Source organism: Liquorilactobacillus mali, assembly GCF_001437155.1.
GTDB classification, from domain to species: Bacteria; Bacillota; Bacilli; order Lactobacillales; family Lactobacillaceae; genus Liquorilactobacillus; species Liquorilactobacillus mali_A.
Map to the genome: position 1 here is coordinate 113,842 of NZ_JQAR01000003.1, position 18,168 is coordinate 132,009.

Genomic DNA, 18,168 nt, shown 5'->3' on the forward strand with positions numbered 1-18,168 from the left:
GATTAAAGTTGACAGATAAGGAAATGGAAGAGGTCAAAGAAGAGCAGGCAAAAAAATATGATGCTAGTCAAATCCAAGTGCTGGAAGGACTCGAAGCTGTAAGAAAACGTCCGGGAATGTACATTGGCTCAACAAGTTCACAAGGACTGCACCATTTGGTATGGGAAATCATTGATAATGGTATTGATGAGGCGTTAGCAGGCTTTGCCGATGAAATTAATGTAACTATTGAGAGTGACAATAGTATAACAGTTGTTGATAATGGTAGAGGAATACCAGTAGATATACAGGCAAAAACAGGCAGACCAGCGCTTGAGACAGTTTATACTATTTTGCATGCCGGCGGAAAATTTGGCGGTGGTGGATATAAAGTTTCAGGTGGTCTTCATGGAGTGGGGGCTTCTGTCGTAAATGCTTTGTCTACGACCTTGGATGTTGAAGTTAAGAAAAACGGTAAAGTCTATGCAATTGATTTTAAACGCGGAAAAGTAAATCATGAAATGAGGATCATTGGTGAATGTGGTGAGCATGAACATGGCACGAAAGTTCATTTCTTACCAGATCCAGATATTTTTGTGGAAACAACTGTTTATGATAGTAAGATATTAACCACAAGAATTAGAGAACTTGCATTCTTGAACAAGGGATTAAAAATTACGATCACAGATAAACGTGTTGAAAATCCTAAAACAAAAGAATTTCATTATGTTGGTGGGATTAAGCACTATGTTGAATTTTTAAATAAGGGAAAAGATGTCTTATTTGATGAACCTATTTATGTAGAAGGTGAGCAAAAGGGCATTATAGTTGAAGTAGCTCTGCAATACACTGATGACTTTCATTCTAATTTGATGACGTTTACCAATAACATTCACACATATGAAGGTGGAACCCATGAAGCTGGATTTAAGACGGCATTGACTAGGGTGATCAATGATTATGCACGCAAGAGTGGAATGATGAAGGAAAATGAAGACAACCTTTCCGGAGAAGATGTACGCGAAGGATTAACAGCCGTTGTCAGCATTAAACATCCTGATCCACAGTTTGAGGGACAGACAAAAACTAAATTAGGTAATTCGGATGCAAGAACGGTCACGGATAGAATGTTTGCTGAACATTTTTCTAAATTTATGATGGAAAACCCAGCAATTGCTAAAAGGGTTGTAGACAAGGGATTATTGGCTTCCAAGGCGAGAATTGCTGCAAAACGTGCGCGTGAAGTTACTAGGAAAAAGAATGGTTTGGAAATCAGTAATTTACCTGGAAAGTTGGCCGACAATACAAGTAAGGATCCCGAAATTTCAGAATTATTTATAGTCGAGGGTGATTCTGCTGGTGGTTCAGCAAAACAAGGTCGTTCAAGATTAACACAAGCAATTTTGCCTATCAGAGGTAAGATTTTGAATGTTGAAAAAGCAACTTTGGATAGAATTTTAGCCAATGAAGAGATCAGATCGCTATTCACAGCTTTGGGGACAGGATTTGGTCAAGAATTTGACGTTGAAAAAGCTAATTATCATAAGTTGATAATTATGACAGATGCCGATGTCGATGGAGCACATATCCGGACCTTGTTATTAACGCTTTTCTACAGATTTATGCGTCCTATGATTGACAAGGGATTCGTTTACATTGCCCAGCCGCCATTGTATCAAGTAAGACAGGGAAAATTAATTAGATATATTGATACAGATGCTGAACTTGATGAAGTCTTAGGACAGTTGCCACCATCACCAAAACCAGTTATTCAGCGATACAAAGGTTTGGGTGAAATGGATGCTGAGCAGCTATGGGAAACAACTATGAATCCAGAAAATAGACGTTTGTTAAGAGTTAAACTTGAGGATGCCGAAGAAGCAAATGGAGTATTTGAGATGTTGATGGGGGACAAGGTTGAACCAAGACGTGAATTTATTGAAGCAAATGCAACCTTTGTCGATAACTTGGATGTATAGATATTTCCTCGGAAATATTTGAGAAATTAGGAGGGATAGACGTTGGTAGATCTTCCAAATAGAATTAAAGATTCTGATTTGTCTGGAATTATGCGAAAATCTTTTATGGAATATGCAATGAGTGTTATCGTTGCTCGTGCATTGCCAGATGTGCGTGATGGATTAAAACCAGTCCATCGCAGAATCTTATATGGTATGAATGAGTTAGGGGTAACTCCTGATAAACCGTATAAAAAGTCTGCAAGAATTGTAGGGGATGTTATGGGGAAGTACCATCCTCATGGCGATTCTGCAATTTACGAGTCAATGGTCAGAATGGCGCAAGACTTCAGTTATAGATATATGCTTGTTGATGGGCATGGTAATTTCGGGTCTGTTGATGGTGATGGTGCCGCTGCAATGCGTTACACAGAAGCGCGCATGAGTAAAATAGCTACAGAAATGTTGCGTGATATTAATAAAAACACCATTGATTTTACAGAAAATTATGATGGTTCAGAAAGGGAACCTGTGGTGCTCCCAGCAAGATTTCCGAACTTATTGGTCAACGGTGCTACAGGAATTGCGGTGGGGATGACTACTAATATTCCACCTCATAATTTGGCAGAAGTAATTTCCGGATTACATATTTTAATGAAGAATCCTGAAGCAACAACGGCTGATTTGATGGAAGCAATAAAAGGTCCTGATTTTCCTACAGGTGGGATTGTCCTAGGTAAATCTGGAATTCGCAAAGCTTATGAAACAGGCAAGGGAACCGTTACAATTAGAGCCAAGGTTGAAATTGAAGAGTCAGCGAACGGCCGTGAACAAATCATTATTAATGAGTTACCATATATGGTCAATAAGGCAAAGCTGATTGAAAGAATTGCGGAATTGGCGCGTGATAAAAAGATTGAGGGAATTACGGATATTCGTGATGAATCTGATCGAGAAGGAATGCGAATTTCGATAGATGTTAGACGAGATATGAGTGCATCTGTAATTTTAAATAATTTATATAAATTAACACTGATGCAAACTACTTTCGGTTTTAATATGCTTGCGATTGTTAAGGGAACGCCTAAAATTCTTAGCTTAAAGCAAATTTTAAAGTATTATCTTGAACACCAGGAGATAGTTATCAGGCGCAGAACTGAATTTGAGTTAAAAAAAGCCCAAGCGAGAGCGCATATTTTGGAAGGTTTAAGAATAGCGCTTGATCATATTGATGAAATTATTCACATTATTCGTAGTTCTAAGAGTGGAGAAGTTGCTAAGGCTAAGCTGATTGAGGGCTATCAGTTGTCTGACAAGCAAGCACAAGCTATTTTGGATATGCGTTTAGTTCGTTTAACAGGCTTGGAACGCGAGAAGATAGAAGATGAGTACAACAAACTTCTTGAAGCTATTGCGGATTATAAAGATATTCTTGCACATACTGAAAGAATTGATGAGATTATCTATCAGGAGTTGCTAGAAATCCAAGAAAAATATGGCGATAAGCGCAGAACCGAATTATTAGTTGGGGAAGTACTCAGCATTGAAGATGAAGATCTGATCGAAGAAGAAGATGTTGTGATAGCACTCACCCATAATGGCTATATCAAGCGAGTGGCAACGAGTGAATTTAAGGCACAACGCCGAGGCGGTAGAGGTGTCCAAGGAATGGGAGTCCATGATGACGACTTCATTGAGCACTTAGTTAATACTTCTACGCACGATGAGCTTTTGTTCTTTACGAATATGGGGAAAGTCTATCGGATGAAGGGTTACGAAATTCCTGAATATGGACGTACTGCAAAGGGAATACCGGTTATCAATTTGCTTGGTATAGATTCAGGTGAAAAGGTACAGGCAGTCATAAATATTTCCCGCGATATGAAGACAAAGGAACTATACTTGTTCTTTACTACACGACTAGGAATTTCGAAGCGTACAGCAGTTAGTGAATTTTCAAATATTAGAAGTAATGGCTTAAGGGCAATTACGCTAAAGGAAAACGATGAATTAATTAGTGTCCTGATTACTGACGGAAACAAAAATATTATAATCGGAACGCATTTGGGATATGCTGTTAGTTTCTCTGAAAAAGATGTCAGATCGATGGGAAGATTGGCTGCAGGTGTCAGAGGCATTCGCCTAAGAGAAAATGATTATGTAGTTGGTGCAGATATTTTATACCCAGACAGTCATGTTTTTGTAATTAGTGAGAATGGGTTCGGTAAACAAACATTGGCTTCAGAGTACCCAATAAAAGGTCGAGGAGGTAAGGGAATAAAAACCTCTAATGTAACTGAAAAGAATGGACCAGTTGCGGGACTAACAACAGTTAATGGTACTGAAGACATTATGTTAATCACAAATAAGGGTGTTATGATCAGATTTAATATTGACAGTGTTTCTGAAACTGGAAGGGCAACATTAGGTGTTCACCTTATCAGAGTTGAAGAAGGTGCATTTGTTTCAACAATGGCAAAAGTCGCACCAGAAGAACTTGACGAAGGGGAACAAGAGGAACAAAAATAATATTTGACAGAATTAAAAATTTTGCGTATTTAAAAATATGGGCAGTGATAGAAATTTAAGTACCTTGTAATATTATTTTATAAATGATATAATGTTTGTTCGTTAGTATCTAACTAGAAATAGCATTAGATTACTTTCCTTGTTCTTAACTGAATTAAGAACCAAAAGTCCATAAGGAGGTGTAAACAGTCATGACATACGAAATTACTTATATTATCAGCCCAGCAATTGATGAAGCTGCTAAGGCTACATTGGTTGATCGTTTCGACAGTATCTTGAAGGATAATGGTGCTGAAATCGTAAACTCAAAAGACTGGTCTAAGCGTCGTTTTGCATACGAAATCGGTGGTTTTACAGAAGGAACATACCATATTGTAAATGCTAAAGCTGATGATGCCGTAGCAATCGATGAATTTGATCGTCTTGCAAAGATCAATGATGCAATCTTACGTCATATGATCGTTAAACGTGAAGCTTAATTAAGAAAATAAATATTTTTTGTAGAGGGGGAGTAGAACTTTGATTAATAGAGCTATACTTGTAGGTCGATTAACAAGAGATCCTGATTTGCGTTATACCTCTAGCGGTGCCGCTGTTGCAACATTCACCGTCGCTGTAAATCGCCAATTCACGAACCAACAAGGTGAACGTGAGGCAGATTTTATTAATTGTGTCATTTGGCGCAAGGCTGCGGAAAATTTTGCGAATTTTACACATAAGGGATCTTTAATAGGTGTAGAGGGACGTATTCAAACTAGGTCTTATGAGAACCAACAGGGAAATAGGGTCTATGTTACAGAAGTTATCGTTGATAGTTTCTCGTTACTCGAATCACGTTCACAATCTGAACGTCAACAAAGTAATAATAACTCACAAAGTTCTAGTCCTTCGCAAGGAGCAAAGTCAAATTCAGGAGATAATCCATTTGGTAATATGATGAATAACAATAATTCATCTAATAACACAAATGATGCTGATCCGTTTGCTAGCAATGGGAAACAGATTGATATCTCAGATGATGACTTGCCATTTTAGGATAGCAAGGAGGGAAAATAATGGCACAACAACGTAGAGGTGGCCGCCGTCGCCGTAAGGTAGACTTTATTGCAGCAAACCATATTGATTATATTGATTATAAAGATACTGATCTTTTGAAACGCTTTGTTTCTGAGCGTGGTAAGATTTTACCTCGTCGAGTAACTGGAACTAGTGCAAAGAACCAACGTCGTTTGACAATTGCAATCAAACGTGCACGTATCATGGGTCTTTTACCATTCGTAACAGAAGATTAAAAATTAAAGATGTGGCTGGTCCGCATCTTTTTTTTGTGAAAAAAAGGTACAATATTCAAATTAATAACAATATATAGTGTGCTATATTAAAATTAATTCAATATGTAGTATTAATGGACCTGAGAATGTGGTAAAATATTCTCAGATCTTTTTTTCAAAAAAAGGTGTCAAAACTACTAAAAAGGGATGGAAACATGTTTAATCGTTATGTGGATGTTTTATCAAATTTACCGAAGTATTCGAAGAATGTTTTTAGGAGTAATTATTTTAGCTGGTTATTAAATCAGTGCAAAGGCTGGGGTAAGTTCAGTTATGGTCTTCTTTTATTTAATTTTGTATTGCAGGTATTTTCATTATTGCAATCATTTAGTAGTGCCCCTACACAATCGATTCTATCATTTGTCGGAGGCAATTTATCGGTTGCTTGCGTCATAGGCATCTCTAACCGCTCGGGAATTCAGGGTTGGGCCGGAGCATTAAGTGCTGTCTGTATAGCAAGTGTCGGGTTCATGGCTGGAAATTATGCAACGGCTTGGGAACAGATTGGATATTTAATTTTTCTTGATATTTTTTGTATTCTCGATCCAAAATGGAATGATGATATTCAAGCTGAAAAATTTGAGAACATCAAAGATTGGATTTATTATATTCTATTCTTTATTGTGGCGTGGGGTGTTATCTATTATATCTTTAGCATGACCAACGATCCGCGTGTCTTTTTGGATAGTTTGAACTTGGCTATGGCTATTACTGGTTCTTTATTAGAGTTAAATCGTAAACGTGAACAGTACTTTGTTTGGACTATAAGCTCTGTTTTCACAATTGCATTGTGGATGCAAACGATGCTGCAAGGTGATGGTAACTTCGCACTTATTTTCAGCTATGGAATATTTTTCTTGAATGATATGTATGCATTCTTTAGTAAACGTGGCTGGTTCAAAACTACAGCGCAAATTAAATAAAACATTTTTATAATGAAAAAAGGGATTATGGCAGAGTAAAATTATTGTCATTTTCTTTTTTTTATTTGAAATCAATAATTGATCAGGATAATAAGTTCATTTCTCCTAGAATGTGTATCTCAGTTGTGTTTGTGATAAAATAGGGAACAGAGTGTACAGGGCAATGTGTGTTTTCAAGCAGTAAGATTTTTTATGAGATTTAATTTAATTTTGAAAATACTTCTAGGAATGGGGAGAACATTTTGAAACAGCTTTTTTCAAGGGATTTTTTTCATTTCCCTTCATTCATGAAAAATGAAAAATTGCGTATTATTGCGATATTCATATTAACGATATCTCTGTTTTGTGTGGCAATGTCATTTGCAGTCAGCTGGGTTCTAGGAATCATAATAGCTATACTTGTTTTGATAACTAGTATTGTTTCTTTTTTTGTTTTGAAAGCAATTACTGAGGATACCACTGAATATATTTCGGACTTGTCATATCGTATAAAAAGAGGAGAACAAGAGTCCTTAATAAAGATGCCGGTTGGGATCATGTTTTTGAATGGAGAAAATGAGATTGAATGGGTCAATCCTTATCTGCAGAAGTATTTTGGTCAGGAAGAAATACTAGGTAAAGCTTTATCTGCTGTAGATAAAGAATTGGCAACAGTGGTAGAGAAGTACGGTGCAGAGAAAAAGCCCGTCGAGGTTTCGTGGGGTGATTATCGATTCCAAATGTTAATCGAAAATGATATTCATGCGGTATACTTAATGGATATTACGCGTTATGCAAAAATCGAGCAGCATGACAAAGATACTGATGTGGTGATTGGGCAGATCTTTATTGATAACTACGATGAAGTGACCCAGACGATGAATGATAAAAACGTTTCAAATATTAGTAATTATGTAACAAATGAACTTTCAAATTGGGCAAAAAAGTACCAGATGTATTTAAAGAGAATAGATGATGATCATTTCTTTATCTTAGCCTATACAAGTGTCTTAGAAAAATTGGAAGAAGACAGATTTAAAATTTTGGATAGGATTCGTGAGAGGACATCCAAACAAAATCTTCCTCTGACTTTGAGTATGGGAATTTCTTATGGTGAAGATGATTTGGCGCTTCTCTCGAAAGCTGCACAGAATAACTTGGATCTTGCCCTAGGAAGGGGTGGAGACCAGGTTGTGGTCAAAGCTCCTGAAGGTCAGGCACGCTTTTATGGTGGAAAAACAAATCCGATGGAGAAAAGAACTAGGGTTAGAGCTAGAATGATAGCTCAGGCCTTGCAAGAACTCATGAGTCAAACAGATCAGGTTTTTGTTATGGGACATAAATATCCTGACATGGACTCGATAGGTGCATGCTTAGGATTACGCAGAATAGCCGCTATGAACCAAAAGAAGTGTTGGATTGTTCTTGATAATGAGAAATTACATTCAGATGTAACCAGATTAATGGATGAACTCTCACAGTATCCTGAAATAAAGGGAACAGTTATTTCAGTTGAGGAGGCTCTTGAAAAAGCAACGAAGCAGAGTTTATTAATAATGGTTGATCATTCCAAGCCCTCAATCTCGACCAGTCCAGAGCTATATAAAAAGTTGGCCAATCGAATGATGGTGATTGATCACCATAGGCGTGGTGAGGAATTTCCAGAAAATCCTATTTTAGTTTATATTGAACCATACGCATCTTCGACATGTGAATTAATCACAGAAATGTTTGAATACCAGTCACGTGATAGCGAGCCTATTAATAAGATAGAGGCCACGGCAATGTTGACCGGAATAATAATTGATACAAAGTCATTTACTTTGCGTACGGGAACAAGAACGTTTGATGCGGCAAGTTATTTACGTTCAGTTGGTGCTGATTCGGCGATGGCACAGCACTTTATGAAAGAAAAAGTTGATAATTTCTTGCAGAGAAATCATTTAATCGATCGTGTAGAATTTATCGGTAATAGGGTCGCACTTTGTGTTGGTGAAAAAGATAAGATATATGATTCGGTTATTGCTGCACAGGCTGCTGATGCGTTACTGAATGTAAGTGGTGTAGAAGCATCATATGTCGTTACTAGACGTTCTGATGAGAAGATAGGGATCTCTGCACGAAGTAATGGTAAGGCAAACGTCCAAGTTGTGATGGAAGAACTTGGCGGCGGCGGACACCTTTCGAATGCCGCAACGCAATTAAAGGATGTCTCGATTGATGTCGCAAAAGAAGAATTATTAAGAGCAATTGAAGAAAACAGCTAGTATTAATTTTTGGAGGTTTAAGTTATGAAAGTTATTTTTTTACAAGATGTAAGAGGCAAAGGCAGACGCGGAGAAATTAAAGAGATTCCAGATGGTTACGCAAATTTCTTGATTAAGGGAAACAAGGCTAAGGTGGCAACTGCTCAAGCAATGAGCCAGCTTAAAGGGCAACAAAAAGCTGAAGAAAAGCGAGAAGCCGAAGTTTTTGCGGAAGCAAAAGAATTGAAGCAAAAACTAGAGTCTGGTGAAATGGTTGTTGAAATGAAGGCCAAAGCAGGTGAAGATGGACGTTTATTTGGTTCAATTACAAGTAAGCAAGTAGCCCAAGCACTCGCTCAACAGTATTCCTTGAAGATTGATAAGAGAAAAATGGAGCTTAATGAACCAATCAAGACACTCGGGTACACCAACATACCAGTTAAGCTGCACAACAAGGTTACGGCAAAAATTAGAGTACACATTACAGAACAATAAATTAATTTTAACGGGTGAAAGGTGAATGGATTATGAGCAATGAAGAGTTGATTGATCATTTGCCTCCTCAGAATGTAGGGGCTGAACAAGCCGTTTTGGGTGCAGTCTTTTTGCGTTCAGAGGCTCTTATAGAAGCAATGGAATATTTACAACCAGAAGACTTCTACAAAAGAGCGCATCAAATCATCTTTCAAGCAATGATTGATTTGAATAACCAAGATGAGGTCATTGATGTTATTACAATTAATAACTATTTAACTTCGAACCAACAAGTTGACGACGTTGGCGGGGTTGCATATATTGCGGAGCTTGCTGCGGCAGTTCCAACGGCGGCAAATGTTGCATATTATGCAAAAATTGTCGAAGAAAAAGCATTGTTGAGAAGACTGATAGCAACTGCTACCAATATTGTTACGCAAACTTATTCGCAAGATGATGATGTCCCATCATTATTAGATGATGCTGAACGTCAAATTATGGAAGTTTCTGAACGTAGAAATCGAACTGGCTTTAAGCCAATCAACGATGTGTTAAACAGCACTATGGAGGAAATTGATAGACTTTATCAGCAGGATGAGGAAGTAACAGGTTTACCAACTGGATATCCTGATCTTGACAAGATGACTGCTGGATTGCAACCGGATAACTTAATTATTTTGGCTGCTCGACCAGCCGTCGGTAAGACTGCTTTTGCTTTAAATATTGCACAAAATATCGGAACAAAAACGGACAGTACAGTAGCCATTTTTTCATTAGAAATGAGTGCTGAATCATTAGTTAATAGAATGCTGTGTGCTGAGGGGAGTATCAATGCTAACCATTTAAGAACAGGGCAACTCGAAGATGATGAGTGGCAAAAGTTAGTTGTGGCTATGGGCTCCTTGTCACAGGCTTCTATCTATATTGATGATACTCCTGGTATTAAAATGGCAGAAATTCGGGCGAAATGTCGAAGATTGGCGAAAGAAAAAGGAGACCTAGGGTTAATTGTAGTAGATTATTTGCAGTTAATCGAGGGTTCTAATAAAGAAAGCCGACAACAAGAAGTCTCAGAGATTTCGCGGCAGTTAAAGAAGCTAGCTAAGGAACTATCTGTACCAATTATTGCTTTATCACAGTTATCACGTGGTGTTGAACAACGGCAGGATAAAAGACCAGTCTTATCCGATATAAGAGAGTCAGGTTCGATTGAACAGGATGCAGATATTGTTGCCTTTTTATATCGTGATGATTATTATGAGCGGTCAGACTCAGACGGGGATGAAGATGAAAAACGAGATGAAGCTGCACAAGATGTTGGTGAAGTTGAGGTTATTATCGAAAAGAACCGTTCTGGAGCCCGTGGAACAGTTAAGTTATTATTTGTGAAATCATATAATAAATTTTCATCTGTATCTTATATTCCAACGCAAGGGTAGTAATTGTAAGAAAATGATTATAGAGTATATGTATCGATAGGAAGATGGCCAATTAATTTGAGGTTATCTCCTTTTTTTGTGTGTATAATATTGTCTGAATTATCTATCATAAGAAAAGATTCCAATTGTAATTATGAATTAGTACTCAAAGGTTTATGTTTTTATGTAGTTAAAGTTCGTTATTAATCTAATCAGCAATGTTTAATAATAATAATATTCGGAATTTACTTGAAATATAGGACTGCTACTGATACAATTATCGAGGTTGATGGTACAAAAGAAAGATATTCAAATCATTTTATGAGGTGAAAAAAATGTCATCAGTAGTTGTTGTAGGTAGTCAATGGGGCGATGAAGGAAAAGGGAAGATTACAGATTTTCTGAGTCGTAACGCAGAAGTTATAGCAAGATACCAAGGTGGAGATAACGCAGGTCATACGATTGTTTTTAATGGGGAAACGTACAAGTTACGCTTGATTCCATCAGGCATATTCTATGAATCAAAAATTAGTGTGATAGGTAATGGCGTTGTATTAAATCCTAAGTCATTAGTTGAAGAATTGGCATATTTAAAAGAACGAGGAATTTCAACTTCTAATTTGCGTATTTCTGATCGTGCACATGTTATTTTACCTTACCATATTCTTTTGGATGGTTTGCAAGAAAAGGCAAAGAAAGATCAAAAGATTGGGACAACAAATAAAGGAATCGGACCAGCTTACATGGATAAAGCAGCACGTGTAGGTATTCGTGTTGCTGATCTCTTGGATAAAGAAATCTTTGAAGAAAAATTGCGTCATAATCTTGAAGAAAAGAATCGAGAATTTGTTAAATTTTATGAAGTTGAACCTTTGAAGTTTGAAGATATATTTGAACAATACTACGAATATGGTCAGCAGTTTAAAGATAATGTTACTGATACATCGGTTGTCTTGAATGATGCTTTAGATAGTGGAAAACGCGTGTTGTTTGAAGGTGCACAAGGGGTAATGCTAGATATTGATCAAGGTACATATCCTTTTGTAACATCTTCAAATCCTGTTGCCGGTGGTGTAACAATTGGTAGTGGCGTTGGTCCTTCAAAGATTGATAAAGTCGTTGGTGTGTGCAAAGCATATACCTCTCGTGTTGGGGATGGACCATTTCCTACAGAGTTAGCTAATGATACTGGTGACTTTATCCGTGAAGCAGGTCACGAATATGGAACTGTTACAAAGAGACCACGTAGAATTGGATGGTTTGACAGCGTTGTAATGCGTCATGCAAAACGAGTTTCAGGACTGACTAATTTATGTTTGAACTGTGTTGATGTACTGACGGGGTTGGATGAGATAAAGATCTGTACGGCATATGAGTTAGATGGAAAAAGGATTTATCATTATCCAGCCAGTTTGAAACAATTAGCTCAGTGCAAACCAGTATACGAAACATTACCAGGCTGGAGTGAGGATATTACACAGTGTAAGAGACTCGAGGATCTACCTGAGAATGTAAGAAAGTATATTCACCGCATTGAAGAGTTGGTTGGAGTAAAAATCTCAACTTTTTCAGTTGGACCAGATCGTAAACAGACGAATGTATTGGATAACATTTGGGCAAAAATATAATTTAAAGTAAATAGATAGAACAATAAAAAAGCAAAAGCCTTTTATGCAGTTAAGACCCTGTCATAGGCTATTGCTTTTTATTTTATTATTAAAGCTCATAAGATAAGGTTCAAAGATCAATTATCAGCTGCTTATACTGCTTAAAAACCAGTTAAAATTATTTTACCTGAAAATACTTTGTTCTCGTTTTTTTGTTTTAAACGGTATAGAATGTTAAGAGTGAAATGATGAATACCAGTTTGATTGAGAGGTCGTAAAAATGGTTTATAAAGTTGATACAGAGTCGACAATTAAAGAAGTAATGAAACAGCGAGCTTGTACATATGAAGAAGCTGTTGCTTTTCTAATTCAGGTTGTTAAGAAACAGGAATCGGATGTTTAATTACTTATTTTGGTTAGTCTAGTGAAAGAGAGTCAGTAATCGTTTTAAAAGTGAGTGCCTCCTTCTTGTGTTCGGCGCGTCGTTGAGGATATGAGTTACAAACTGTAATTTCTTCTGGAGATTGTGGTATGAGAGTTGGGAGCTTGATTTCTTTATTAGTAATGACAAACGTTAAAAAGGAAGTTGCTACCAAGAAACGTTCCCCAGAATTTAGATGTTCACCAATGATTTTTGCGAAGACTTCAATTGAACTATTACCAATGCCGCTTACATAACTCTTGATGATTAATGCATCATCTAGTTTTACTGGAGCAATGAAGTTGAATTGATTGATAGCAGCAGTGACTGTGCTGTTGTGAGCAGTTCTTGCTGCTGATATTGACGCTGTCCCATCAAGAAGCTCGAGAAGGCGTCCTCCAAAGACGGTCTTGTGTTCATTTAAATCGTTTGTTAAGACGCGATGTTCCGTTATTGTAATAGTTTGAGAGCAATATATGGAAGATTTGTTAGTCAATGAAATAACCTCTTTTAAATTTAATATAGTAATATCTTCACTCAATTTAGAAAATAATTCAACCCATGTTTTATATAGGGTAGTAGTCTACAATATGAAAATTTTGTTATTTACCAATTTAAAGGAATAAAAAAGGCAAGGTAGAAAGTTCTTGAATTTCAAGAACTTTCTACCTTGCCTTTTTTATAAATTTTGAACTGTCTGTCAAAGTAGAGAACGAAAAGAACGTAATCCCTGTGCATACTGTACAAAAAAAGAAAGTTTACTGGTTTGAGTAAACAAATAAAGTAAAATTTTAACAAGTAAAGCTATTAAAACAGCAACGAGAGTCAAAAAGTTTCACGTGGAACGTTGAATAAAAGAAATTGCTTCATAAAAATGAGATGCACTCCAAAGCTAGAGTGAAAATTTTAACTTTGAATGTATTTCTCAGAAGGCAGAAGTAGTTCTTTTTATTATGTAAACATATTGTTTTCTTTAATTTTACCTATGTTATACGAAAAATTTACAAAATAATGGGGGATAGCCAAAAGTAGAAAGTGTATACTTCATCTCCTGGGGTAATTTAGGTTAGATAACCCAGAAACCTGAAAGGAGCGACACAATGGATGTTAAATTTGAAAATGTCTCATTAGCATATGAACATAAAAATGAAGTATTACATGATTTGCGCTTTGTTATTCCCAAAGGTAAATTGACTTGTCTGCTAGGTCCGAGTGGATGTGGCAAATCAACAACATTGAATTTAATAAGCGGGTTGTTACAGCCAACAGCTGGAAAAATATTTTTTGGTGAGCAAGATGTTACTAAAAAAGATGCGCTAGCACGAAAAGTAGGAATGGTTTTCCAGAATTATGCCTTATACCCACACATGACAGTTTTAGAAAATATTTGCTTTCCTCTAAAAATGAAGAAAATAGACAAAAAGAAGCGAAACGAACGCGGTGAAAATCTTGCACGGTTAGTACATGTTGAGAATGAGCTTACTAAATATCCCGGAGAACTTTCAGGAGGACAACAGCAGCGTGTAGCAATTGCAAGAGCACTGGCTAAGGAACCAAGTATTTTATTGTTAGATGAACCCTTATCTAATTTAGATGCTCGTTTACGCGTAGAGATGCGGGAAGAAATTAGAAGAATACAAAAGCAAACTGGAGTAACAACTGTCTTTGTAACTCACGATCAAGATGAAGCGATGCATATTTCAGATTACATTATGGTTTTAGATAATGGACAAATACAACAATTTGCTGATCCGAACACCATTTATGATTATCCAGATAATTTGTTTGTGGCGAGTTTCATAGGAAATCCCGTTATTAATAAAATACCATTTAGCATATTAAGGCAGGACTTCTCTCCAATTATACCTATGACTATTAATGAAAAAGCGGAGACACTGTTAATACGAGCAGAAAGTATTGTGCCCATTAGAGATCATCAAGAACATCTTGGTGTAAAGCTGCAAGGAAAAGTAGTATCAGTTCAAAGATATGGGCATGAAATGTTTGTTAGGCTAGATGTTCAAGGGCAAGAGTTAATGGTAACGGGTTTTAAAGAACGTGATTTGTTAGAAAAACAACAAATACTTGAATTTACGTTGAGGACAAATGGAGTGTTTATTGCTAACAGCGAAAAAGAGGTCATTTGGAACGCTACATCAGTTTAGGGAGGTACAGCTTGTGATCAAACAAAAACCATCAGCAAAATCGACGCTAATTGCCTTTTTGTATTTATCCCCAATGTTGATAATTATTGGTACATTCTATCTTTATCCGATCGTAATGTCTTTCGCAATGAGTTTTTATACGAAATATAACTTTTATACAAATAAGGTTAGTGAAGTTGGCCTTTCTAACTTTGTAACCATATGGACAGATCCTGATTTTATTGAAGCTTTAAAAAATACAATTATTTTTGTTGTCGGTGTTGTTCCCTTGTCAGTGATAATCGCTCTTGTCATAGCTATTTTGTTGAACAAAATAAATTTTGCTGCAGGTTTCTTTAAGACCGTATACTTCTTACCGTTTGTAACTAGTACGGTAGCTATTTCGTTGATTTGGCAATGGATCTATAACTCGCAGTATGGATTATTAGACGCTTTTTTGGGAATATTCGGAATAAAACCAATTGATTGGCTCAATGATCCACACTGGGCAATGACAGCTTTGATAATTATGACGATCTGGCAAGGATTAGGATTCAACATAATCTTATTTTTAGCAGGATTAAGCAATATTGACAAAAGATATGAGCAAGTAGCGCAAATTGATGGAGCAAATACCTGGCAGAGATTCAGATATATCACAATTCCACTTTTGTCACCAATGACATTTCTTGTTTCTGTTACCAGCATAATAAGTGGGTTTAAAGTATTTGATCAAATCTTTGTATTATTTGGAGGAAATCCAGGGCCGGGTAAGTCAACACTGACACTTGTTTTTTATTTGTACGAAAAATTCTATACAGAATGGAAATACGGAATAGCCGCAGCCGCAGGAGTGGTTCTTTTTACATTGACACTGATCATCACAGTAATTCAAGTTTGGTATAGCAAGCGGCATGTCCATTACGTGTAAGGGAGAGGGCAAATGACAAAAAAGAGTATCAGTAAAATATTGTTATATTTCATTTTAACCTTAGGCGGAATAATAATGATTGTTCCTTTCTTATGGATGATAGTAACGGCTTTAAAAACTGGATCTGAAACTGCTAAGATTCCGCCAACTTTAATTCCACAAAATCCACAATGGGGTAATTTTATTAAGGCGTGGAATGCGGCTCCTTTTCTAAGATATTTTCTGAATAGTACTTTCGTGATGATTGTAACTACTATCGGTCAAATAATTACCACGATTCTAGGAGCCTTTGCGTTTGCTAGGCTGGAATTTTATGGCAAAAAAACAATTTTTATTCTTTGCATGGCAACAATGATGGTGCCTAGTGAGATGTTAATCATTCCTAATTTTGTAACTCTTTCAAAATTAGGGATGATCAACACATATGCGGCTTTGATTGTTCCTTGGTTAGCTAGCTTTTTTGCGGTTTTTACGCTACGACAAACTTTTATGACTATCCCGGATGAGCTGTATTATGCCGCAAAAATTGATGGAACTAGTGACTGGTATTTTCTGTGGCGAATAATTGTTCCACTATCAAAATCAACAATTGTAGCATTGGCAACCTTGGAGATGATTGGAAGCTGGAACTCTTTTATGTGGCCAATGATTGCTACCAATTCAGATAAAATGAGAACACTTCCTGTTGGGCTTAGTGCATTTACTACTGATGCGGGAACTCAATATCAGCTATTGATGGCAGCATCAACAATTATTGTGATACCAATGATTGTCATATATGTTTTTTTGCAAAAATATATTATAGCTGGAGTTACTCGCTCGGGTTTAAAAGGTTAAATATTAGTTAATAAACAGAGATTCCTGAAAGGGGGAATGCTTATAGTAATTTTTAGCAAAGTAGTTAGTGGGGTGTTTTACTATGAAAGGTGGAGAAAAAATGAAAAAAAGTAGGATAATTGCAATTTTAGCAGTGATAAGTACCTTATGTGTTTTTTTAACAGCATGTGGTTCGAAAAAGGCTAGTACAAGCGATCAGGGAACTACGAAAACACCAGTAAAGATCAGTTTTTGGACGGGATTAGCGGGACCATACGAAAAGAATCTGAATAAAATTATCACTGATTTCAATAATTCACAAAAAAAATATAAGGTTGTTGCAACCTCACAAGAAACGTATGACAAATTAAATCAAAAAGTTATGGCAGCAGCTAAATCTAACAGTTTACCTGTTTTAGGTATGGCATCATATACTAGTTTGCCAGACTATAAAAACAACGGATTCATTGAAAACTTGGATGCAATGTACAAAGGAATGTCTGCAAGCCAAAAAAAGGATATTTACTCTGCATTCCTTAGCGGTTCAAAGATAGGGAACAGTTATTATTCAATTCCGTTTTCTAAATCGACAAGGGTAATGTATGTTAACGAAGATATTTTAAAAAAATATAATTTAGAAATTCCTAAAACATGGGAACAAATGCGTAAAGATGGAGAAGTACTAAAGGAACACGGAATCTATGCTTATGGTTTTGATCAAAGCTTCCAAATGGAGTGGGAAGGACTATTGCATGCAGCTGGAGTAACTCCAATCACAAGTACAGGTAAAGTTAATCTTTCAAGTTCAAAAGCTGTTACTGCTGCAAACTTTGTACTTGATATGATTAAAGATGGCACTGCTAAATCGGCGGGATCAGACATTTACTGGACGAATAGTTTTGTAAATGGTAAATCAGCGTTTTATATCGGTTCCTCTGCTGGGATGACAGCAATTAAACAAGTTGCTCCTTCATCTCTAAACTGGACAACAGCGGTAGTTCCATCATATGAAGGTAAATCAGGTACAGAAGTAGCCGGTAATGACATTGTGTTATTTAAAGGTGCAAGTCAAGAACAAAAACAGGGTGCTTATGCGTTTATGAAGTACCTATTAACTTCTAAGGCTACGACTAAATGGGCCATGTTAACGGGTTATGTTCCATTAACAAAATCGGCGGTTAAGTCAAAAGAGTATCAAGCATTTTTAAAGAGCAATAAAAGGGCAAAAGCTGCTGTGGAATCACTTCCAGACTCATTTTCAACAAAGAGTTTTGTAGGTTATAACGAATACTATACAGATGAATTAAATGCTTTTGATAGCATGCTGACAAAGCAAACGCCTGCAAAAGATGCGCTCACAAATTTGGCTAAACAAGCTAAAAAAATAATATCAGATAATAAGAATAACTGAT

Annotated in this window: 16 protein-coding genes; 15 read left to right on the top strand and 1 reads right to left on the bottom strand. The window is 36.5% G+C overall.

Translation table 11 applies throughout. From position 1 onward, the window contains the following. Positions 1–8: 8 nt before the first annotated feature. From gyrB to IV36_RS12495, 11 genes are all read left to right on the top strand, one after another. Complete coding sequence (gene gyrB / locus IV36_RS02475) at positions 9–1,958, top strand: DNA topoisomerase (ATP-hydrolyzing) subunit B (protein ID WP_056990632.1); 1,950 nt, start codon at positions 9–11, stop codon at positions 1,956–1,958. A 42-nt stretch (positions 1,959–2,000) separates the two neighbouring features. After that, on the top strand, positions 2,001–4,466 hold the full coding sequence (gene gyrA / locus IV36_RS02480) for a DNA gyrase subunit A (RefSeq protein WP_056990633.1): 2,466 nt from the start codon (positions 2,001–2,003) through the stop codon (positions 4,464–4,466). 191 nt (positions 4,467–4,657) lie between these two features. After that, positions 4,658–4,945 (top strand): 30S ribosomal protein S6, encoded by a 288-nt coding sequence (gene rpsF / locus IV36_RS02485; protein WP_056990634.1) that lies wholly within the window; start codon positions 4,658–4,660, stop codon positions 4,943–4,945. Positions 4,946–4,985: 40 nt separating this feature from the next. After that, entirely contained in the window at positions 4,986–5,501 is a 516-nt protein-coding gene (ssb, locus tag IV36_RS02490) for a single-stranded DNA-binding protein (RefSeq protein WP_056990635.1), read from the top strand. A 20-nt stretch (positions 5,502–5,521) separates the two neighbouring features. After that, positions 5,522–5,758, top strand: coding sequence for a 30S ribosomal protein S18 (gene rpsR, locus IV36_RS02495; protein WP_010078008.1), 237 nt, complete (start codon positions 5,522–5,524; stop codon positions 5,756–5,758). 194 nt (positions 5,759–5,952) lie between these two features. After that, positions 5,953–6,720, top strand: coding sequence for a nicotinamide riboside transporter PnuC (gene pnuC / locus IV36_RS02500; protein WP_056990636.1), 768 nt, complete (start codon positions 5,953–5,955; stop codon positions 6,718–6,720). A 242-nt stretch (positions 6,721–6,962) separates the two neighbouring features. Beyond that, positions 6,963–8,966, top strand: coding sequence for a DHH family phosphoesterase (locus tag IV36_RS02505; protein ID WP_056990637.1), 2,004 nt, complete (start codon positions 6,963–6,965; stop codon positions 8,964–8,966). Between the two features lie 24 nt (positions 8,967–8,990). Continuing rightward, positions 8,991–9,440 (top strand): 50S ribosomal protein L9, encoded by a 450-nt coding sequence (rplI, locus tag IV36_RS02510; RefSeq protein WP_056990638.1) that lies wholly within the window; start codon positions 8,991–8,993, stop codon positions 9,438–9,440. 32 nt (positions 9,441–9,472) lie between these two features. Continuing rightward, positions 9,473–10,858, top strand: a complete 1,386-nt coding sequence (gene dnaB / locus IV36_RS02515; protein WP_056990639.1) for a replicative DNA helicase — start codon at positions 9,473–9,475, stop codon at positions 10,856–10,858. Between the two features lie 314 nt (positions 10,859–11,172). Beyond that, complete coding sequence (locus IV36_RS02520) at positions 11,173–12,465, top strand: adenylosuccinate synthase (RefSeq protein WP_010078003.1); 1,293 nt, start codon at positions 11,173–11,175, stop codon at positions 12,463–12,465. Between the two features lie 259 nt (positions 12,466–12,724). Then, complete coding sequence (locus tag IV36_RS12495; protein ID WP_268872856.1) at positions 12,725–12,847, top strand: hypothetical protein; 123 nt, start codon at positions 12,725–12,727, stop codon at positions 12,845–12,847. A gap of 13 nt (positions 12,848–12,860) precedes the next feature. Here the strand turns inward: IV36_RS12495 and IV36_RS02525 are convergent, their stop codons facing one another. Then, complete coding sequence (locus IV36_RS02525) at positions 12,861–13,361, bottom strand: acyl-CoA thioesterase (protein ID WP_082623692.1); 501 nt, start codon at positions 13,359–13,361, stop codon at positions 12,861–12,863. Between the two features lie 604 nt (positions 13,362–13,965). Between IV36_RS02525 and IV36_RS02530 the strand changes: the two genes are divergently transcribed. From IV36_RS02530 to IV36_RS02545, 4 genes are all read left to right on the top strand, one after another. Further along, complete coding sequence (locus tag IV36_RS02530; RefSeq protein WP_056990640.1) at positions 13,966–15,030, top strand: ABC transporter ATP-binding protein; 1,065 nt, start codon at positions 13,966–13,968, stop codon at positions 15,028–15,030. Between the two features lie 13 nt (positions 15,031–15,043). After that, the gene (locus tag IV36_RS02535) at positions 15,044–15,940 is read left to right on the top strand and encodes a carbohydrate ABC transporter permease (protein ID WP_056990641.1); all 897 of its coding nucleotides are present in this window, start codon (positions 15,044–15,046) and stop codon (positions 15,938–15,940) included. Positions 15,941–15,952: 12 nt separating this feature from the next. Then, positions 15,953–16,777: a carbohydrate ABC transporter permease gene (locus IV36_RS02540; RefSeq protein WP_010077999.1), complete on the top strand. Its 825-nt coding sequence runs from the start codon at positions 15,953–15,955 to the stop codon at positions 16,775–16,777. A gap of 100 nt (positions 16,778–16,877) precedes the next feature. Beyond that, positions 16,878–18,167: an ABC transporter substrate-binding protein gene (locus IV36_RS02545; protein ID WP_056990669.1), complete on the top strand. Its 1,290-nt coding sequence runs from the start codon at positions 16,878–16,880 to the stop codon at positions 18,165–18,167. The last annotated feature ends 1 nt before the right edge of the window (position 18,168 follow it).